Annotated in this window: 19 protein-coding genes and 2 pseudogenes; 8 read left to right on the top strand and 13 right to left on the bottom strand. The window is 38.6% G+C overall.

Annotated elements, in window-relative coordinates:
- Positions 1-3 precede the first annotated feature (3 nt).
- Genes rpsD through rplQ form a run of 3 tightly spaced genes read left to right on the top strand, consistent with a single transcriptional unit; the run spans position 4 to position 2,026 of the window.
- Positions 4-630, top strand: coding sequence for a 30S ribosomal protein S4 (rpsD, locus tag HPB14_RS06185; RefSeq protein WP_000135247.1), 627 nt, complete (start codon positions 4-6; stop codon positions 628-630).
- An 11-nt stretch (positions 631-641) separates the two neighbouring features.
- Positions 642-1,676, top strand: a complete 1,035-nt coding sequence (locus tag HPB14_RS06180) for a DNA-directed RNA polymerase subunit alpha (protein WP_000864519.1) — start codon at positions 642-644, stop codon at positions 1,674-1,676.
- Positions 1,676-2,026, top strand: coding sequence for a 50S ribosomal protein L17 (gene rplQ, locus HPB14_RS06175; RefSeq protein ID WP_001216119.1), 351 nt, complete (start codon positions 1,676-1,678; stop codon positions 2,024-2,026). The genes HPB14_RS06180 and rplQ overlap by 1 nt, the downstream gene beginning before the upstream one ends.
- 637 nt (positions 2,027-2,663) lie before the next feature.
- Here the strand turns inward: rplQ and HPB14_RS06170 are convergent.
- The 9 genes and pseudogenes from HPB14_RS06170 to HPB14_RS06130 form a co-directional block, all read right to left on the bottom strand.
- Positions 2,664-2,915: pseudogene (locus HPB14_RS06170) on the bottom strand (hypothetical protein); the annotation flags it as partial.
- A 202-nt stretch (positions 2,916-3,117) separates the two neighbouring features.
- Positions 3,118-3,906 carry a tryptophan synthase subunit alpha gene (gene trpA / locus HPB14_RS06165; protein WP_001270370.1) on the bottom strand — a complete coding sequence of 263 codons (789 nt, stop codon included), beginning with the start codon at positions 3,904-3,906 and terminating at the stop codon, positions 3,118-3,120.
- Positions 3,903-5,084, bottom strand: a complete 1,182-nt coding sequence (trpB, locus tag HPB14_RS06160; protein ID WP_001034272.1) for a tryptophan synthase subunit beta — start codon at positions 5,082-5,084, stop codon at positions 3,903-3,905. The genes trpA and trpB overlap by 4 nt, the downstream gene beginning before the upstream one ends.
- Complete coding sequence (gene trpCF, locus HPB14_RS06155) at positions 5,085-6,443, bottom strand: bifunctional indole-3-glycerol-phosphate synthase TrpC/phosphoribosylanthranilate isomerase TrpF (RefSeq protein ID WP_001141424.1); 1,359 nt, start codon at positions 6,441-6,443, stop codon at positions 5,085-5,087.
- Positions 6,436-7,443 carry an anthranilate phosphoribosyltransferase gene (trpD, locus tag HPB14_RS06150; protein WP_000651796.1) on the bottom strand — a complete coding sequence of 336 codons (1,008 nt, stop codon included), beginning with the start codon at positions 7,441-7,443 and terminating at the stop codon, positions 6,436-6,438. Before trpD ends, trpCF begins: the two co-directional genes overlap by 8 nt.
- On the bottom strand, positions 7,443-8,024 hold the full coding sequence (locus HPB14_RS06145; RefSeq protein ID WP_000688234.1) for an aminodeoxychorismate/anthranilate synthase component II: 582 nt from the start codon (positions 8,022-8,024) through the stop codon (positions 7,443-7,445). The genes trpD and HPB14_RS06145 overlap by 1 nt, the downstream gene beginning before the upstream one ends.
- Positions 8,021-9,523 carry an anthranilate synthase component I gene (trpE, locus tag HPB14_RS06140; RefSeq protein WP_000254033.1) on the bottom strand — a complete coding sequence of 501 codons (1,503 nt, stop codon included), beginning with the start codon at positions 9,521-9,523 and terminating at the stop codon, positions 8,021-8,023. The genes HPB14_RS06145 and trpE overlap by 4 nt, the downstream gene beginning before the upstream one ends.
- Positions 9,524-9,753: 230 nt before the next feature.
- Entirely contained in the window at positions 9,754-10,812 is a 1,059-nt protein-coding gene (locus HPB14_RS06135; RefSeq protein WP_000348231.1) for a glycosyltransferase family 9 protein, read from the bottom strand.
- Between the two features lie 67 nt (positions 10,813-10,879).
- Positions 10,880-11,617, bottom strand: a complete 738-nt coding sequence (locus tag HPB14_RS06130) for a 5'-nucleotidase, lipoprotein e(P4) family (RefSeq protein ID WP_041199451.1) — start codon at positions 11,615-11,617, stop codon at positions 10,880-10,882.
- A gap of 122 nt (positions 11,618-11,739) precedes the next feature.
- Between HPB14_RS06130 and HPB14_RS06125 the strand changes: the two genes are divergently transcribed.
- Positions 11,740-12,288 carry a YceI family protein gene (locus tag HPB14_RS06125; RefSeq protein WP_000709845.1) on the top strand — a complete coding sequence of 183 codons (549 nt, stop codon included), beginning with the start codon at positions 11,740-11,742 and terminating at the stop codon, positions 12,286-12,288.
- A gap of 63 nt (positions 12,289-12,351) precedes the next feature.
- Here the strand turns inward: HPB14_RS06125 and tenA are convergent, their stop codons facing one another.
- Positions 12,352-13,005: a thiaminase II gene (gene tenA, locus HPB14_RS06120; protein WP_001198294.1), complete on the bottom strand. Its 654-nt coding sequence runs from the start codon at positions 13,003-13,005 to the stop codon at positions 12,352-12,354.
- Positions 13,006-13,726: 721 nt separating this feature from the next.
- Here tenA and HPB14_RS06115 point away from each other — a divergent pair.
- The 4 genes and pseudogenes from HPB14_RS06115 to HPB14_RS06100 all read left to right on the top strand — a co-directional run bounded on the left by HPB14_RS06115 (position 13,727) and on the right by HPB14_RS06100 (position 15,998).
- Positions 13,727-14,062 carry a hypothetical protein gene (locus HPB14_RS06115; protein ID WP_001013847.1) on the top strand — a complete coding sequence of 112 codons (336 nt, stop codon included), beginning with the start codon at positions 13,727-13,729 and terminating at the stop codon, positions 14,060-14,062.
- 23 nt (positions 14,063-14,085) lie between these two features.
- Positions 14,086-14,549 (top strand): annotated as a pseudogene (locus tag HPB14_RS06110) (hypothetical protein).
- 184 nt (positions 14,550-14,733) lie between these two features.
- Positions 14,734-15,396 carry a nicotinamide riboside transporter PnuC gene (gene pnuC / locus HPB14_RS06105; protein ID WP_000909409.1) on the top strand — a complete coding sequence of 221 codons (663 nt, stop codon included), beginning with the start codon at positions 14,734-14,736 and terminating at the stop codon, positions 15,394-15,396.
- On the top strand, positions 15,384-15,998 hold the full coding sequence (locus tag HPB14_RS06100; protein ID WP_001149250.1) for a thiamine diphosphokinase: 615 nt from the start codon (positions 15,384-15,386) through the stop codon (positions 15,996-15,998). Before pnuC ends, HPB14_RS06100 begins: the two co-directional genes overlap by 13 nt.
- 2 nt (positions 15,999-16,000) lie before the next feature.
- Here the strand turns inward: HPB14_RS06100 and HPB14_RS06095 are convergent, their stop codons facing one another.
- From HPB14_RS06095 to HPB14_RS06085, 3 genes are all read right to left on the bottom strand, one after another.
- Positions 16,001-16,474: a glycine-rich domain-containing protein gene (locus HPB14_RS06095; protein ID WP_229018041.1), complete on the bottom strand. Its 474-nt coding sequence runs from the start codon at positions 16,472-16,474 to the stop codon at positions 16,001-16,003.
- Between the two features lie 371 nt (positions 16,475-16,845).
- Entirely contained in the window at positions 16,846-17,001 is a 156-nt protein-coding gene (locus tag HPB14_RS08470) for a hypothetical protein (protein WP_001891807.1), read from the bottom strand.
- Between the two features lie 236 nt (positions 17,002-17,237).
- Entirely contained in the window at positions 17,238-18,617 is a 1,380-nt protein-coding gene (locus HPB14_RS06085) for a phosphomannomutase/phosphoglucomutase (RefSeq protein ID WP_000355218.1), read from the bottom strand.

Genomic DNA, 18,617 nt, shown 5'->3' with positions numbered 1-18,617 from the left:
TTTATGGCAAGATATAGAGGCGCAGTAGAAAGACTAGAAAGGCGTTTTGGGGTTTCTTTAGCTTTAAAAGGTGAAAGGCGATTGAGCGGGAAGAGCGCGCTAGATAAAAGGGCTTATGGGCCAGGTCAGCATGGGCAAAGACGTGCTAAGACTTCTGATTACGGGTTGCAATTGAAAGAAAAGCAAAAAGCTAAAATGATGTATGGCATTTCTGAAAAGCAATTCAGGAGTATTTTCGTGGAAGCCAATCGTTTGGACGGCAATACGGGCGAAAACCTTATCCGCTTGATTGAAAGAAGATTGGATAATGTCGTCTATCGCATGGGGTTTGCGACCACTAGAAGCTCTGCTAGGCAATTGGTAACGCATGGGCATGTGCTTGTGGATGGTAAGCGTTTGGATATTCCCTCTTATTTCGTGCGTTCAGGGCAAAAAATTGAGATCAAAGAAAAAACCAAGAGCAACCCTCAAGTGGTGCGCGCGATGGAATTAACGGCTCAAACAGGGATTGTGCCATGGATTGATGTGGAAAAAGATAAAAAATACGGCATCTTCACCCGCTACCCTGAAAGAGAAGAAGTGGTTGTCCCTATTGAAGAAAGACTCATTGTAGAATTGTATTCTAAGTAAGGGGTTAGAGCATGAAAGTTATCAAAACAGCACCTTTGATCCCATCAGAAATTAAGGTGCTAGAGAAAGAGGGCAATCGGGTTAAGATTTCTCTGGCTCCATTTGAGTTTGGTTACGCTGTTACGCTTGCTCATCCTATTAGAAGACTCTTGCTTTTAAGTTCTGTGGGGTATGCTCCTGTGGGTTTAAAGATTGAAGGTGTGCATCATGAGTTTGACTCTTTAAGGGGGGTTACTGAAGATGTGTCGCTTTTTATCATGAATTTAAAGAATATCCGCTTTATAGCCAAGGCGTTAGTGGGGCAGGATAGCTCTTTAGAAAACCAATCGGTTGTGGTGGATTATTCTTTTAAAGGGCCTATGGAGCTTAGGGCTAGGGATTTGAATTCTGAGCATATAGAAATTGTCAATCCGGAAATGCCCCTAGCGATAATCAACGAAGACGCTCAATTGAATTTTTCGCTCATTATCTATAAAGGAATGGGGTATGTCCCAAGCGAAAACACAAGGGAATTGATGCCTGAGGGCTACATGCCATTAGACGGCTCTTTCACGCCGATTAAAAAGGTCGTTTATGAGATTGAAAACGTTTTGGTTGAGGGCGATCCCAACTATGAAAAAATCATTTTTGATATTGAAACAGACGGGCAGATTGACCCTTATAAAGCGTTTTTATCAGCGGTGAAAGTGATGAGCAAGCAACTAGGCGTTTTTGGCGAAAGACCCATTGCTAACACGGAGTATTCAGGCGATTACGCTCAAAGAGATGACGCTAAAGATTTGAGTGCTAAGATTGAAAGCATGAATTTGAGCGCTAGGTGTTTTAATTGCTTGGATAAAATCGGCATCAAGTATGTGGGCGAACTCGTGTTGATGAGCGAAGAAGAGCTTAAGGGCGTGAAGAACATGGGTAAAAAATCCTATGATGAAATCGCTGAAAAATTGAATGATTTGGGCTATCCGGTAGGCACAGAATTAAGCCATGAACAAAGAGAGAGTTTAAAGAAAAGATTAGAAAAATTAGAAGATAAAGGAGGTAACGACTGATGAGACACAAACACGGATACCGCAAGCTTGGGAGAACCAGCTCGCACAGAAAGGCGTTATTAAAGAATTTAGCGATCGCTTTGATTGAGCATAACAAAATTGAAACAGGGATTTATAAAGCTAAGGAGTTGCGCAGTTACATTGAGAAATTAACGACAGCGGCTCGTGTGGGCGATTTTAACGCGCACCGCCATGTTTTTGCATATTTGCAAAACAAAGAAGCCACCCACAAGCTTGTAACTGAAATCGCGCCCAAATACGCGCAAAGGAATGGCGGATACACTAGGATCCAGCGCACTACTTTTAGAAGAGGGGATGCTTCCACTCTAGCCACCATTGAATTTGTATGAAATTTGATGAACTGCTAGCCAAGATTTTGGTTGGTGGTTATCGCTTTGATTTTATCCTTTTAAAAGAAGCACTCAAAAGCTTTGACTTTGTTTTATTGATCATGAAATTTAAAAAATCTAAAAAGCATTTTCTGTAATCAAAATATAAAAGAGCTTAGTTAAGCGATAACCTCCAAACTGCAAAAATAAAGTAACTAAAACCCTATTTTTTTAAAAAATTAAAATAAACTCAAAACTCGCACTGGCTTCTACCCTACCCTTTAATTGAGCGGTATTTCTTACATTTTTATTAAGGCTTCTAATTGGTTTGATGATTTTAAGAAATCCAACTGCTGGAGATTGATCCAGATGGATTCAAGCGTATTTTGAGACACGCTAGATATTGGCTATTTCTCTATACTAAACTGCTTTGGATTTTAGCCGATGTAGGTGATGGGTTGATTTGTTCGCTTTGTAGTCGTTTTGTTAAAAAATTATGAACTCCTATCATTGTGTCCGCCACACAATGCACATTAAAAACACTAAACCTACCACCTCCACGCAAAGCGAAACTGAATCAATCTTTCTCTACTTGCTAACTCAAACGCTTCTTAACTTGACACAATATACAGACAAAAACTTGCCTAACAAAACCCGCTCATAAGAATTTTTGATACACCAGCACCACCGATTTAGGTGTAGAGCTAAGGATAAAAAAACTATCTGTGGCTTCATTGAGCGAGCCAGAAAAGAGCGTTTTTAAACGCAAGTTTTTTAAGGGGTATTTGAGATTTTTAGAAGTGAATTGGGCTTTAAGATTCAGGCTAAAAAGCGAGATTTGTTCCCCTTTAAAACTGGGCAAGATAAAAGGGGTTTCTAGCACCCTAAAAAGACCATAATCGCTTATGGCTTAGTATATGAAAATTAGCCTTTTTTATTATCAAAATACCTGCGATTTTAGCCGCTATCAACCACACTACAAGGTTACTTTTATATTATTGTTAGGCTTATGGCAGTATTTCCTACGCTAACGCCATAACGTGCATATAATAAAGCTTGATGATTGTTAATCTGTGATCTTTAATTTTTTGACGCAACAAAGCCAAAAAGCCTTAAAAAATCATTCCTCCTATAAACCCTTTAATTTTTTCTAGCATGGCGTCTTCATTGTTTAAATTTTCTTCTATGATTTTGACTAACGCTGAGCCGCAAATCACGCCATCAGCACCCATTTCTTTAGCGTTTGTGATGTGTTCTTTTTGAGAAATGCCAAAGCCCAGTAAAGCTGGGGTAGGGCTAAAGGTTTTTAAGGTTTTAATAATAGTTCTCGCGTCATTTTCTAAAGTATGGCTCGCCCCTGTAACCCCACTCCTGGCTAAAGTGTAGATATAGCCTTGCGAATGCGTAGCGGCTTGTTCTAAATCTTTAACGCTCGCATTAGGGCTAGCGATAAAGATCTGCTTGATTTGGTGTTTTTGAGCGGATTTGATGACTAATTCTTTTTCTATTAGGGGCATGTCCGCTATTAAAACGCTATCTATACCGCATTCTTTAGCTTGAGCGTAAAAGCCATCAACGCCATAAGAAAAAATTAAATTCGCATACGCTAAAAGCCCTATGGGAATATCATGGTTGTAGCCTCTAATTTTTTTTAAAAGCTGGAAATTTTTAGCCATAGAAGCGTGTTTTAATGCCCTTAAATGGCTCGCTTGTATGGTAATTCCATCCGCTACGGGATCTGAGAAAGCAAGACCCAATTCTAAAGCGCTCACCCCGCTAATAATTAGGGTTTTAATGATTTCAAAACTCAATTCATAATTAGGATCGCCCAAGGTTACAAACGGGATAAACGCCATTTTATCTTGTTTTTTTAAGGTTTCAAACATGTTTTGATACCTCATTTTAAACCTCCTTTTAAAGCGTTATAAACGGTGCTTAAATCCTTATCCCCACGACCGCTTAAATTCACTACAATAATGCTTTCTTCTTCGCATTTTTGAGCGAGCTTTAGGGCATACGCTAAGGCATGCGAACTCTCTAATGCTGGGATAATGCCTTCTTTTTGGCACAACAAACTAAAGGCTTCTAGCGCTTCAGCATCGCTTGCGCTTTCATAAACCGCGCGCCCAATCTCTTTTAAATAGCTGTGTTCTGGCCCTACTCCTGGATAATCAAGCCCAGCGCTAATGCTGTGGCTTTCTGCAATCTGGCCTTCATTATCTTGTAAAAGATAGGTTTTATTCCCATGCAAAATCCCCACACGCCCCTTATTCAAAGTCGCCCCATGCTTATTGGTTTCTAGCCCTAAACCGGCTGGCTCTACGCCTATGAGTTTGACCTCTTTATCGTTTAAAAACGCACTGAATATCCCTATAGCGTTAGACCCCCCTCCAACGCATGCGATCACATAATCAGGCAAGCGGTTTTCTTTTTCTAAAATTTGGCTTTTAACCTCATCGCCTATCATTTTTTGAAAGGTTTTGACCATCGTAGGGTAAGGATGTGGCCCGGCGGCTGTGCCTAGCAAATAATGCGTGTCCTTATAGCTACTCGCCCAATCTCTTAAAGCCTCATTCACAGCGTCTTTAAGCGTCGCGCTCCCTGAATTGACTTCTCTCACTTCAGCGCCTAATAAGCGCATTCTAAAAACATTCATTTCCTGGCGCTTGATGTCTTTAGCCCCCATAAAAATCACGCATTTTAAACCCAACAACGCGCAAGCGATAGCCGTCGCCACGCCATGCTGCCCAGCGCCTGTTTCAGCAATAATCCTTGTTTTTCCCATTTTTTTCGCTAAAAGGGCTTGCCCTAAAGCCTGATTAGTCTTGTGTGCCCCGCCGTGGATTAAATCCTCTCGTTTTAAATAAAGCTTGACTTTAGGGTTAGAAACGATATTTTGACACAAGGTTAAAGGGCTAGGACGGCCCACAAAATCCTTTAAAAGACGAAAATACTCTTTTTGAAATTTTTCATCTTTCAAACACGCATCAAACGCCTGTTCTAACTCTCTTAATGCAGGCACTAACAATTCTGAAACAAAACTCCCTCCAAACTCCCCAAAATACGCTTTTTTATTCATTTAATACTCTCTTAAAATTCGGGTTAATCGCTTGATTTTATCCTTATTTTTAATCCCAGGGCTTATTTCTAAACCGGAATTGAAATCCAACCCCAACGCTTTAACTTTCAAGGCGTTTTGAATATTATCCAAATTAAGCCCACCAGCTAGCATGAAAGGCGTTTTGACATTTTCTAAAATTTCCCAATCAAAACTCACGCCATTGCCTCCCATTTTATCCCCCTTAGTGTCGTATAAGATTAGAGAGGCTTCTTTAGCTTTAGGCACTAAATCTTTAGCGTTCATCACGCTCACTACTTGCCAGATCGCGCAAGTTTTAGGGAGCGATTTTTTTAATTGAGCGATTTCTTTTTGCGAATAGCCATAAAGCTGCACCGCTTTTAAATCAAGTTTTTTAGCGATTTTTTGAATTTTTTTAACGCTATCTTTCACAAACACGCCCACAAAATCCAGTTTTTTAACCGCTTTTGTGATCTTTAGGGCTTTTTTAGGCTTGATGTATCGGGGCGAAGATTTTTCAAAAATCAAACCCCCATAAATGAAATGGTTTTTATAAACGGCTTTGGTGTCTTTGATTCTTGTAAGCCCGCACACTTTATTTTCGCCTAAAATCAATTTAATGCACGCTTTTTTCAAATCCTTTTCTTTCATTAAAGAGCTGCCCACTAAAAAGCCATTCACATAAGGGGCTAGGACTTTGATTTGCGCATGCGAATAAATACCGGACTCACTGATAATAATCGCATCTTTAGGCAAAAGGGGGCGTAATTCCAGCGTGTGAAAAATATCGGTTTTTAAGGTGTGTAAATCCCTGTTATTAATACCTATAATGTCGTATTGGAGTTTGAGCAAGCGCTCAATTTCTTGCTGGTTGGAAACTTCAGTCAGCACGCTCATGTTTAAGGATTTAGCGAGATTAAAGAGCTCTAAATAATTTTTATCATCTAACACGCTTAGCATTAAAAGCACCGCATTAGCTCCCATCATTCTAGCGAGTTTGATTTGAAAAGCGTCAATGATAAAGTCTTTACACAAAATGGGCTTGGTGGAATGCTGCGAAACAATCTTAATGTTTTTATAAGAGCCTAAAAAATATTTAGCATCGGCTAAAACTGAAACACAAGAGGCAAATTTTTCATAAGTCTTGGCTATTTTTAACAGATCAAAATCTTTTCTGATCAAACCTTTGGAGGGCGATGCTTTTTTGCATTCTAAAATAAAGCTGGTCTTTTTTTCCAATAACGCTTTTTTAAAATCCCTATCGCTTGGGTTTATGTTTGCGGGCAAAGTGTGATTTTTTTTGAGTGCAGAAACTTCTAGGAGCTTGTCTTTAAGGATGTTTTCTAACACGCTAGGCATGGCTTAACCTTATGATTTTTTGCAAATGCGCATAAGGCGCTTTGGTTTTTAAATGCTCTAAAGTCATGCCCACGCCCTCTTTTAAATCTTTAGCCTTATGGCTTAAATACAACAAACTCGCCACATTCGCCACAACCACCATTGTATGCGAATTTTTGCCTTTATTTTCTAAAATATCTAAACACGCTTGAGCGCTTTCTTTGGCGTTTTCAATCTGTAATTCTTTCAAATCATAGGGGGGTAAGTCAAAATCTTTAGCGCTCAAGTCATACTCTAAAATTTCATTATTTTTCAATTCACACGCATGCGTAATGTCATGCAACACGATTTCATCCGTCCCCCCTCCATTAACCACCATCGCCCTTTTAACGCCCAAAGTCTTTAACGCTAGTGCCATGGTCTTACACAAGGATTTGTCATACACGCCTAAAAGCTGGATTTTTGGCCTTAAGGGGTTGATTAAAGGCCCTAAGCAATTAAAAATCGTTTTAGTGAAAAGCTCTTTTCTTAAGGGGGCGGATTTTTTAAAACTTTGATGGTATAAAGGCGCGAATAAAAACCCAAAATGCGTTTGTTTGAAGCAATTCTCTAATTGCGTGGGGTTCATTTCAATATTCACGCCCAAATTTTCCAACAAATCCGCGCTCCCGCTATGACTGGAAACGCTCCTTGATCCGTGTTTAGCCATAGATAACCCCATAGAGCTGGCAATGAGCGCGGCAATCGTGCTAATATTAATCGTTTTTAACCCATCGCCCCCTGTGCCGCAATTATCTATTAAATCCACGCCGCTGTTAAAAGGCTTAGGGGCATGCTCTAAAAGCGTGGTTGCAGCGACGCTAATCTCCTTAAAGCTCTCGCCCTTGATTTTTAAAGCGCACAAAATGGCCCCAAGTTGTGCTGGGCTTACTTTTTCGTTGATAATGAGCGTGAATAACTTTTTAACTTCTTCATCGTTCAAGTCTTTTTGATGATAGAGAGCGTTTAAAATATCTTTCATTATAATTCTTTTAAAAACCCCACGCTTTGCTCTAACAACGCTCTCCCTTGTAAAGTCATGATGCTTTCAGGGTGGAATTGATAGGCTAAGATTTTATCTTCTTCATTGATAATGGCCATAGGGATATTGTCATGCTTAGCGATCACTTCTAAATTTTTAGGCAACCCGCTCGCCATTAAAGAATGGTAACGCCCCACTACCATGCTTTCCCCTAAACCTTTAAAAACGGCATGCTTTTTGAGCGCGATAGTCGTCGCTTTGCCATGCACGATTTCTTTACTCCTTATGATTTTAGCCCCATAGCTTTGCGCTAAAGCCTGTAAGCCTAAACAAACCCCTAAAATGGGGAATTTCTTTTTAGCCATTGCAATGATTCTTAAAAGATTGCCTGAACTGCTAGGATTACCTGGCCCGGGTGAGATGAACAATAAAGGGGTTTTTAATTCTTCATTCATTAAACCCATAAGATAACTCGGATCAATATCGTTTTGATAAACGGCCACTTCATAACCCAAACACTCTAATTCATACACCAAATTATAAGAGAAAGAATCAAAATTATCTATAAAAAAGATTTTCATAAGCTTGTTTTCCTGATCGCATCAATAAGGGCTTGCGCTTTGGCTCTTGTTTCATTCGCTTCGTTTTGCGGCACGCTGTCTAACACAATACCGGCTCCTGCTTGGATCACGGCCCTATTGTTTTTAACAAAACATGAACGGATAGTGATGCAAGAATCCATAGAGCCCTCGCTATTTAAATACCCCACGCTCCCCCCATAAGAGCCTCTCCTTTGCTTTTCTAATTGGTAAATGAGCCTGATCGCAGAGATTTTAGGCGCCCCGCTGAGCGTGCCGGCGTTCATAAAACTCCTGTAAGCATGCAAACTATCGCACCCTTTTTTCAATTCCCCCACAACCCTTGAAACTAAATGCATGACATTGGAATATTTATCCACTTTTAAAAGCTTGTCGCAATAGCGTTTTTTTGAAACTCTGGCCATGTCGTTTCTGGCTAAATCCACTAGCATGATGTGTTCAGCCCTTTCTTTATAGTCGTGTTGCAAATCAAATTCCATTTTACTATCCAAATCGTAATCAATATTCCCTTGTTTGTCCTTACCCCTTAAACGAGTGCCAGCAATGGGATAAATTTCAGCCGTATTCATTAAAGCGTTGTATTTTAAGGCGCTCTCAGGGCTTGCCCCAAAAAGGATAAAATCGCTGTCTTTGATATAGAACATATAAGGGCTAGGGTTAGAGAGCTTTAAATGATAATACGCGCTCAAACCCTCCAAGCACTCCATATAAAAGCTGCGCGACAACACCGCTTGAAAAATCTCGCCTTTTTTGATTTCTTCTTGTAAGGATAGCACCCTTTTTTCAAACTCGCTATCATCGCAATTAGCACTAACTCCTGTGCTTTGCTTAGCTTTTTTAGGGATAAAGTCGCTTTTGATGTTTTTAGCCAACTCTTTTAAGTCCTGTAATTCTTGGGCTATCTCTGTTTTAAAGCGTTCATCAAAACACGCCCCCAAGATTTCAGCGCTTTTTTCTTTATGGTCTATGATGATCAAATTTTGCGCAACATAAAATATAAAGTCATGCGCGGTGTTGTCTTGTGCTTTTAAGTTAGGTAAATCTTCAAAAAAATTGAGCATTTCAAAAGAAAAAACGCCCGCGCTAAAGAGCGTAAAAGGGTGTTTGGGTTTTGTTTTAACGCTTTTAAAAAGCCCCCTTAAAGCGTCAAAAGGGCTAGGCTCAAAGAGTTTTAAAAACTCATCTTGCGTTTTTTTATTTTTGGTGTAGGTTAAGGTTAGGGCATTGTCTTGTATAGGCGTTTTAAAAAACGCGCTCAATGTTTGCAAAAACGCCCCACCATTAGGCGTTAGGCTAGTGATGGTTACGATATTGTGGTTGCAAACTAGTTTCAAACAAGCCTTAGCCATTAATAGGGATTTGGTGTGCGCTTTGCTCTCAATCTCAGCGCTTTCAAAAAGCAAGGTGTGTGGTTGCTCTAACTTTTCATAAAGAGCTAGGGGGTAGGGAATGTAAGGGGCTTTTTCTATCAGGCTAACCATCAATTTCTTCACGCTAAAAATAAACTCGTATTTTACAAGAAATAGATAAATGGGAAATAAATTAATAGCCTTATAGAGCTTGCAAGGGCTAATCTAACTTAAACTCAAATTGAATCCCTCAAGGCTCAATTTATGAGGAAATTAGAAATTTTAATGAGAATGCGAAAAACCGCTTCAATCCGATTAAATTTTTGAGCGTTTTAAGATCGTTTGCGTAATGTTTGTTGCGGTTATCTTTCTTGCGCGTGATGAGAAAGATTTTTTGTGATAAATCCCATAATCTTTTCGCTTTCTTTTTTAATGTCAATCAAACCCATGTCGTTTGATCCATTAGGCGGGGTGATGCCTAAAAATTGTTCGTTGAAAGGCCGCCATCTGGCAATAGAGGCGGTGAGTTCGTTAGGATAAAACCCGATAGATTGGTTGTCAAATAAAGCGTTCACATGCAAAGGGCCTGAAGCGTTCCCGATATAGACGCTTAAATTCGCGCACAATTTGGCTAAATCCACTAAACTATGGCTCGTATCATAGAGATGAGCGAAAGGGACTTTTTTAAGGAGTTCTTCTGTGGCTTTTCTCTCGCCTGGCCCGCAAATAAGAATGATCTCACAACTTAATTTTTCATGCAAGATTGCAATCAACTCAATGAAATGCGAAGCGGGCAATACGGGCGAACTGCCTCCGCTATGCATATGCACGCCAATCCACAACAAACCAACATCAGCGTTGAGTTTTGAAGCGATAATGGATCGCTCTTTGGATTTGTCCTTAAGCTTCCATGCGATTTTTTTAAGTTGAGCGTTAGGGAGGTTGTGATCTTTACAAAACACATGAATGAGATCCAAATTGTATTCGTATTCGGTTTTTAAACACAGCGATCGGTTTTGGCGCACGCTCTTTTGATACAGCCAAGAATAGATTTTAGTCTTTGGGGCTAGGATATAAGGAATAAATTTCCTAAAACTAAAAGCGAGTCTGGCGTTTTTAAAATTAGAAAATAAAAAGATAAGAGCGTCAATGGATTTGCTTTTGAGAGTGGCGCTCAAGTGGTTATCTTCTATAATGACTTCATCAATAAAAGGGAATTCTAAGGCTATTGGGGTGGTATAGCTAGGCACAACCACACCCAAATACACTTCCTTGCCTTTTTCTAAAAAAGCTTGCTTTAGAGCGATTAAAGCGGGTATGGCTAAAATAAAATCGCCTAACTTATCGTTACGGATCACAAAAACTTTTTGAGAGTTTTCTTTATCTTTGCATTTTAAATCTTCAAACCCTACAAAATCCATAGCTCCGCCTAAGAGATCAAATTTTTTGTCATGTTAGCAAAAATCGTTCTTATGCGATGGATAAATTTTATTTTTTATTCTGCCATGCTTTTATAGGCTCATCTTCCCATGTGCCATAAAGAGAGTTGGGTAAAATGATCCACTCAGTGCCGAATTTTTGAGCGTTTTGCAAGACTTTAGCTCGTTGTTCTTGGCTGTTTTTAGCGTCTTTAGCAAAAAGCGCGTCAAAATCATGCAAAGTGTCGCCCACTTGTAAAACAATCGCATAATCCTTAGCGACTAATTCTCGCCTAACAGCTTTAGGCTTGCCTTTTTCCTTTAATAAAACGGATTCTTCACTCACTTGGGGGAGTTTAAAACTTTTGAGCGTTTTTAAAGTGAATGCCTTATTTTTTTGCGTGCGGTTAGAAATGTAAAAAATCTTAACGCCCTTAGAATTAGCGTATTCTAAAAAGTCTAGCGCTCCAGGAATGAGCGTAAGCGAGCCTTCTTTTTCAAATTTATCCCAAGTTTCTGGGGTGTATTTAATACAATTTTTGACTAAATAGCCCGCATAATTAAAAGTGTTTAAGACGGTTTCATCTAAATCCAAAATGACGGCTGGCTTTTTGTCTTTAACGAGCTTGAGGTTATTGTCTAGCGCCATTTTCGCCATTTTGTAACTTTGCAATTGCAAGGCTCTAATTTCAGCGCTTTGCTGATGATACTTAACGCTTCTTGTTATGGGCGAAACGCATTCTTTGGCATTTAACACACTCATCAAACTCAATCCTAATAAAACCGATGCAAGGGTCTTTTTTATCATAACAACACCTACCTAATGGGGATTTTTTGTATTATACCTTAAAACAGACGATTAGGAGTATTTTACCATTAACCAATTTGTTGTATAGTTGGCATTTTTAATTTTAATGAAGCGAGGAAACAATGAAAAAAGCGTTAATGTTCACCCTTTTGGGCGTTAGTTTGGCGTTTGCAAAACCTTATACGATTGATAAGGCAAACTCTAGCGTGTGGTTTGAGGTCAAGCACTTCACATTCAATGAAACAAGAGGCACGTTTGATAATTTTGATGGCAAAATTGATCTAGAGCCTAACACTAAAACGCTCAGCGTTTTTGAAGGCAATATTGATGTGAAAAGCGTCAATACTAGGGACAGAAAAAGAGATAACCATTTGAAAACAGCGGATTTTTTTGATGTGGTGAAATACCCAAAAGGGAGCTTTAAAATGACCAAATACGAAGATAGTAAAATCTATGGGGATTTGACTCTTCGTGGCGTAACTAAGCCTGTCGTATTGGAAGCCAAAATCCAAGCCCCTTTACAAAACCCCATGAATAAAAAAGAATTCATGGTGCTACAAGCTGAAGGCAAAATCAACCGCAAGGATTTTGGTATCGGTAAAACCTTTAGCGATGCTGTCGTTGGAGATGAGGTAAAGATTGAACTCAAACTAGAAGCTTACGCTCAATAGACTTTTTGCAAGAGATAGATATTTTCTTCTCTTGCGTTTTTCTAACAGCACAAAAACTTTTATTCAACTTTGATACGCCATATCCCAAAACAGATATTCGTATTCGCTTGTAGTGATAAAAATATCCTTTAATTTTTCAATTTCTTGTTTTGAAGAAGTGAGGGTGAGGGAATCAAGCAAATTAATATTCCAATTTACGCACGCTTGAAATTCTTTGGAACTATAGCCCTTAATCCAATGCCCATAAAAGGCATGTTCTAAAGCGTTTGGGATTTGGCTTAAATTTTGCGCGATCACTAAATAGCTCCAACCACAGGATAGAACAGCCACCGTAACTTCTTTAATAGAGCCCTTAATCCCTTCAGCGAGCATGTAGCTCGTATAGGATTTATTCGCTAGAGTGGGGCATGCGTTTTGCAATTCTTTTGGAGTGATTTGAAGTTCTCTAATGTAATGGTTATGGATACTCATCTCGTTATTCAAAATATCCTGTATAGCGTTAGAAAACTCTCTCATCACCGCTTCATCACAAGCCTTAACTACGCCCAAAGCAAACACTTTAGCGTATTCTAAAAGAAACAAATAATCCTGAATAATATAAAAACGGAATTTATCTCTTTCTAAAGTCCCACGCCCTATGCCTTGAACGAACGGATGGGAAATACAATCCCCCCAAATAGATTGTGCGTTTTGATACAGATATTGTGAAACTTGCATTTTTACACTCCTAAGATCAATTCAATACGCATTCTAACACGAAAGCTATCAACATGGTATAAAAATTTGTTGTTAAAAAGATTTGTGAGTGGACTCTTGCTTTCAAAAATTGAACGCTGTATTAAAATATCTGTGATTTTGAATAGCGATTAATGATATTATAAGGCTTGTATTGGTTGTTTAAGATTGGCTATCCTTTGTAATCATACAAAGGTTAATTCCATCTCGCTCTGTAGGTTTTGATTTTTAGAAGTTTTTATTATTGGAACTTGTAGTATGGCACTTACAAGATAGGAGTCAATCTTAGATGCATGGTTTCAAACCTATTACAGAGCGAGATGGAATCAACCTTACCATTTATGATTGGTTTAACCTCTGTATGAAGTCATATCGGCCAAAACTTCAGATAGTTTAGCATAAAAATAAAAAAGCGTCTAATATATTCAAAATAGGCGTTCAATTTTTAAGCGGTTGGTGTAAAAACGCAATTAAAGGCTTTAATGCTTGAAACTTAACGCTCTAAAACGCTTAAAAAATACTAAAACCATAAAACCAATGATTTACCTTAATATTGTAATTTGAGTAGAAACAAAACATTTATTGAGCTTCTTGTGATATTTTTCCGATCTATAACAATGCTTTTAATAGGGTTGTGGTATAAATATTCTTACCAAGGTGTGCCAAACATGCCTTGAATCTCAATTTTATGAAAGGATTTGTTATGAATGGATTAAGAACATTTAGTTGTGTAGTGGTTTTATGCGGTGCAATGGCTAATGTGGCTATAGCTAGTCCTAAAATAGAGGCAAGGGGTGAATTAGGCAAACTTATAGGGGGTGGTGTTGGGGGTTTTGTTGGTGATAAAATTGGAGGAGCAATTGGGGTTCCTGGAGGTCCAGTGGGTATTGGATTAGGGAGATTTCTTGGTAGCACAGCAGGAGGATATATTGGGTCTGAAGTAGGCGATAGGGTAGAAGATTATATCCGTGGCGTTGATAGAGAGCCACAAACCCCAAGAGAACCCACCTATGATCGTCATTTCGTGTATGATAGGTAGCTTTGGGCAAGAAAGGAGAGAGCATGAACATCAAAAAGCGTTTGAGCGACTGGGAATATCAATGGGCGGTGGCCATAGTCTATGCTGGATGTCTGTCTACATTTCCTTGGAGCCAAGGCGATATCCTTTTTAACCCTAAAGATAGCTATTACGCATGGCTAACGCTTTTAATAGCAACCCTATTGTCTAACCTTTTATTTGACCCACGAGGTAGGGATTGTTATAAATCTTTCCAAGTAAGATACCCTAGGTTTCTCAAAGCCATTTTTAAGGCTAGGTTTTTTGGCGCATTTTATAACGCTGTGTTAGGATCAAGGCTAAGGGATTTTTATTTGATGCTTTTGATAATGCCCTTTATTGTCGCTATGCATGAGATTTCGGCGTATTGTGGGCATCCTAGCAATCTCCTTGTAGAGGGTTTGGTTATGCTTGCTTTCTTGTGTGTTTTGGGATTTGTTCTAGGCTTTGCGCTAAATTAGGGTGGTGATTTAACCCAAATGTCATTAAATGGAGGGGGTATAAAAAAATAAAGAAACTTTAAAGCGCGTTCTCACTGATTTGTGTTACAATGAGAAGCATTTAAGGGGTGCTTTTTAAAACGCTCAAGTTTTTAAAAGGCTGAGATCAAACCCATAGAACTTGTCAAGGTAATTCTTGCGTAAGGAAATAGCATGTTAATAACCACCCAACTATCCAAACGATTTTACGCCACACTCATTCTTTCTTGCGTGTTTTTAACCATCACTAACATCCTTGTCAAAGGCTCATTTGTTAACCTACTAGCAGGGCTTAGTGGGGTTTTGTATGCGTTTTTTGCCGGAGAAAGGCAAACGATTTGCTTTGTGTTTGGTCTTGTTTATAATTTGAGTTACGCTTATGTCGCTTATCAATGGAAATTAAACGCTGATGTGATTTTATGCCTTTTTTTGTATATGCCGGTAACGATTTATGGGCTGTTCGCATGGAAAAAGACAGAGCAGCATGAGGGTGCTATCAAGGCTCAAAAACTTTCCAAAAATTGGCGTTTTGCGCTCGTTTTAGGCATAGGGGTTTTAACTTGTGTGAGCGCTTTGTTTTTTAAAGAGATTAAAACGAATTTTTTATGGGCAGAGAGTTTTAATTTCGTCATTTTTATTATTGCTTTTATTTTACAGGTTTTGCGTTATATGGAGAACTATGTATTGGTAACTTTGGGGAATATCGTGTCCATTATCGTGTGGTTTTGTATTTTCCAAATTTCTACAGAGAGTTTGGTGCAACTCTTCACAACGATTCTATACCTTTTTATTGGTTTGTATTATTTTAACCGTTGGAATAAGTCATGCAAGCAGTGATTTTAGCGAATGGGGAGTTTCCTAAATCTCAAAAATGCTTAGACCTTTTAAAAAACGCTCCCTTTTTAATCGCATGCGATGGGGCTGTTATATCATTGCATGCGCTTCAATTCAAACCCAGCGTTGTTATAGGCGATCTAGATAGCATTGATTCGCATTTGAAAGCTTTGTATAACCCTATATGCATGAGCGAACAAGACAGCAACGATTTGTCCAAAGCCTTTTTTTATGCTTTGAATAAAGGCTTTGATGACTTTATTTTTTTAGGGTTGAATGGCAAGCGAGAAGATCACGCTTTAGCGAACACTTTTTTATTGTTGGAGTATTTTAAATTTTGCCAAAAAATCCAAGCCATAAGCGATTATGGTCTTTTTAGGGTGTTAGAAACCCCTTTTACTTTACCTAGTTTTAAAGGGGAACAAATCTCGCTTTTTAGCTTAGATCTTAAAGCCCGATTCACTTCCAAAAACCTCAAATACCCCTTAAAAAACTTGCGTTTAAAAACGCTCTTTTCTGGTTCGCTCAATGAAGCTACAGATAGTTTTTTTAGCCTTAGCTCTACACCTAAATCGGTAGTGTTGGTGTATCAAAAATTCTTATGAGCTTATACAAGTTCGCTAAATTCTATAATAATAGCCCTTATTGTCTCAAAAGATTTTTCTTGATAGAGTAATTTGTATGGAAAATTATAAAGTAGGATATTTCTATCTAGGGGGTATTGTTGTTGGTAGGATTTGAAATAATATGCAATATTCTTTAAATTATCAAGATTGTCAGAGCTTTCTTTTTCGTATTCTGGAGTAGGGAGATGATGGATAAAACGATCATACTTGTCTAAACACCAAGACTGATACTCATAAGTATAGATAATAAAGTTATGCCAATATTTATCTATGATTGTAGAAATCATTCCTTGATGTTTGGTATTTAACCAACGCTCAAATTCTTGGTGTAGAATGAGCGGATTATTCTCTAACATCTCTATAACTTGCTTATGCAAATTATCTTTTTGCAATTCTTTTAAGGTTCTTTGAGCTATTTCTTCAATTCTATAAGTTTTTTCCCATTTATCACCCACTTTTTTAAGAAAAATGGTGAAGAATGAGCTAGATTCTCTATCTCGCTAACATGTTTTTTAAACATTATGCGGTCTTTAATCACTTCTTCTAGCCTAAAGGGACTAGAAGTTTTATAATTATGAACTTGGTAGTTTAATTTTTTTAAAAAACCAAGAAACTCAGCATTCGTGGTTTGCAAAACCTTACCAGCCTTTCTCGCATTCTGGTGCATCTATTTTACATGTGTCATTATCGCATGTTGGATAAAAACTTTTGCAACCGCTTGCTTCAAGAATCAATTTAACTTGATGTTTATTTTCAATGTTCTCAACTGCTTGTTTAAAATTTTCTTGTGTCATTTGAAATTTCTCCGTATGTTATGGTTTAGTATCTATTCTTTTTCGCTATCTTTAGTAAGTTGGTTAATGCCATCCACTAATGTTCGAATCGCGCTTTCTGTTTCTTCTTTGCATTGAAACATAACCGTTTTTGTTTCGTAGGTATTGACAACCTCTCCATCACGACTATGAACAACTTGCCCATGCATTTAATGGTGTTACTTTTTTTATCACCCATGCTAACTTCCTTTTTTTTGGTTTTGCTAATCTAACCTAGATAGCATGCGGTAGTATAGTCAACTTCAACTTCAACTTCAACTTAGCTTAAATAGTGCAAAAAATTTGAGATCTTATGATTTTATGTGTGGTTTTAAAGCGACTTGTTTAATTGATCTAATATTTTTAAGAGCAAGGGATATGAAATGAGATTATCCCAAGCTCTATTTTAGAGTTTTTCTAATAGCCCAAGCAACGCCCTTTTATACTCTAACGCCGTTGTTTCATCCTTGCCTTCAAAGCGGCTGACTAAATAGGGGGTGGTGTTGCTTGCGCGAATAAGCCCAAAACCATGTTCAAAAACCACCCTCACGCCATCAATGCTGATTATTTCTTTGATTTTAGGGAAATGACTTGGCGGGTTTTTAAGCACTTCTTGTAAGTTATGAATGATTTCAAATTTTTCTTCTTCGCTCACGGCGATTTTTTCTTCAGGCGTGGTGTAGGAATAGGGGAGGTTTTTAATGGTGTTTTCCAAATCGCTTGGGGTTTGTTCAAGCAACAACTCCAAAGCCCTTAAACATGTGTAAAGGGCGTCATCATAGCCAAAATAGCGCTCTTTAAAAAAGATATGCCCGCTCATTTCAGCCGCAAAATGCGCATGGGTTTCTTTGAGCTTGATTTTTAGATTGCTATGCCCGGTTTTATACATGAGCGTCTTACCAAAGGTATTAATCGTGTTATACATCACTTGAGAGCATTTGACTTCGCCTATCACAAAGGGGGTGATGCCTTGAGCATGCAAGCGTTTAGCGAATAAAATCGCTAATTCATCGCCCGCATAAATATGATGAGAGCTTAGCATCGCGATCCTATCCGCATCGCCATCAAAAGCAAAGCCTATTAAAATAGCGTTTTCTTGCATGTGTTTTTCTAGATCTTTTAAGTTTTTCGCTTCGCTAGGGTCTGGGTGGTGGTTAGGGAAATTCCCATCAGGATCGCTATAAAGGCTGCTAAAATCAATGTTTAAAGCCTTTAAAATCGGTTCTAATCCTAACGCCCCCACGCCATTACCAAAATCCAGGGCGATTTTGTATTTAAGATCTTTTAAATGCTGAAAATCCTTGATCAAATAGCGCTGATACGCTTCTAGGGCATTGACTTTCTCTGGCGTTTCTTTTAGGGGTTTTATTTCATGCTTGGCGCTTAAAAGCGTGTCTTTTAAAGCCTGAATGTCCTTGCCATAAAACGGGTTTTGATTGAGCGTGATTTTAAAGCCGTTGTATTCTTTGGGGTTGTGAGAGCCAGTGATCATGATGGAATTAGGGCATTGAATGCCATTGATTCCATTAAAGGCCGCAAAATACGCTACCGGTGTGGGGATTAGCCCTAAATCATACACTTTCAAGCCGCTTGATTGCAGCCCCGCGCTCAAAGCTTCAAACAAAAAGCGCCCATGCACCCTGGCGTCATGCCCTACAAACACGCTTTTATCGTATTCTCGCATGATTTTCCCTAACTCCACGCCGATACTAAAAGCCGTATTTTCATCTAAAGTGGTGGGGTAGATGCCTCTAATATCGTATTCTCTAAAAATGCTAATGTCCAT

It is taken from the genome of Helicobacter pylori HUP-B14 (assembly GCF_000259235.1).
GTDB classification, from domain to species: Bacteria; Campylobacterota; Campylobacteria; order Campylobacterales; family Helicobacteraceae; genus Helicobacter; species Helicobacter pylori_CU.
This window is presented reverse-complemented; position numbering and strand designations above follow the sequence as displayed.

Coding starts and splice junctions, on each gene's coding strand:
- rpsD (WP_000135247.1), top strand. CDS start 4: ATGGCAAGATATAGAGGCGCAGTAGAAAGACTAGAAAGGCGTTTTGGG.
- HPB14_RS06180 (WP_000864519.1), top strand. CDS start 642: ATGAAAGTTATCAAAACAGCACCTTTGATCCCATCAGAAATTAAGGTG.
- rplQ (WP_001216119.1), top strand. CDS start 1,676: ATGAGACACAAACACGGATACCGCAAGCTTGGGAGAACCAGCTCGCAC.
- trpA (WP_001270370.1), bottom strand. CDS start 3,906: ATGAGGTATCAAAACATGTTTGAAACCTTAAAAAAACAAGATAAAATG.
- trpB (WP_001034272.1), bottom strand. CDS start 5,084: ATGAATAAAAAAGCGTATTTTGGGGAGTTTGGAGGGAGTTTTGTTTCA.
- trpCF (WP_001141424.1), bottom strand. CDS start 6,443: ATGCCTAGCGTGTTAGAAAACATCCTTAAAGACAAGCTCCTAGAAGTT.
- trpD (WP_000651796.1), bottom strand. CDS start 7,443: ATGAAAGATATTTTAAACGCTCTCTATCATCAAAAAGACTTGAACGAT.
- HPB14_RS06145 (WP_000688234.1), bottom strand. CDS start 8,024: ATGAAAATCTTTTTTATAGATAATTTTGATTCTTTCTCTTATAATTTG.
- trpE (WP_000254033.1), bottom strand. CDS start 9,523: ATGGTTAGCCTGATAGAAAAAGCCCCTTACATTCCCTACCCCCTAGCT.
- HPB14_RS06135 (WP_000348231.1), bottom strand. CDS start 10,812: ATGGATTTTGTAGGGTTTGAAGATTTAAAATGCAAAGATAAAGAAAAC.
- HPB14_RS06130 (WP_041199451.1), bottom strand. CDS start 11,617: ATGATAAAAAAGACCCTTGCATCGGTTTTATTAGGATTGAGTTTGATG.
- HPB14_RS06125 (WP_000709845.1), top strand. CDS start 11,740: ATGAAAAAAGCGTTAATGTTCACCCTTTTGGGCGTTAGTTTGGCGTTT.
- tenA (WP_001198294.1), bottom strand. CDS start 13,005: ATGCAAGTTTCACAATATCTGTATCAAAACGCACAATCTATTTGGGGG.
- HPB14_RS06115 (WP_001013847.1), top strand. CDS start 13,727: ATGAATGGATTAAGAACATTTAGTTGTGTAGTGGTTTTATGCGGTGCA.
- pnuC (WP_000909409.1), top strand. CDS start 14,734: ATGTTAATAACCACCCAACTATCCAAACGATTTTACGCCACACTCATT.
- HPB14_RS06100 (WP_001149250.1), top strand. CDS start 15,384: ATGCAAGCAGTGATTTTAGCGAATGGGGAGTTTCCTAAATCTCAAAAA.
- HPB14_RS08470 (WP_001891807.1), bottom strand. CDS start 17,001: ATGCATGGGCAAGTTGTTCATAGTCGTGATGGAGAGGTTGTCAATACC.
- HPB14_RS06085 (WP_000355218.1), bottom strand. CDS start 18,617: ATGGACATTAGCATTTTTAGAGAATACGATATTAGAGGCATCTACCCC.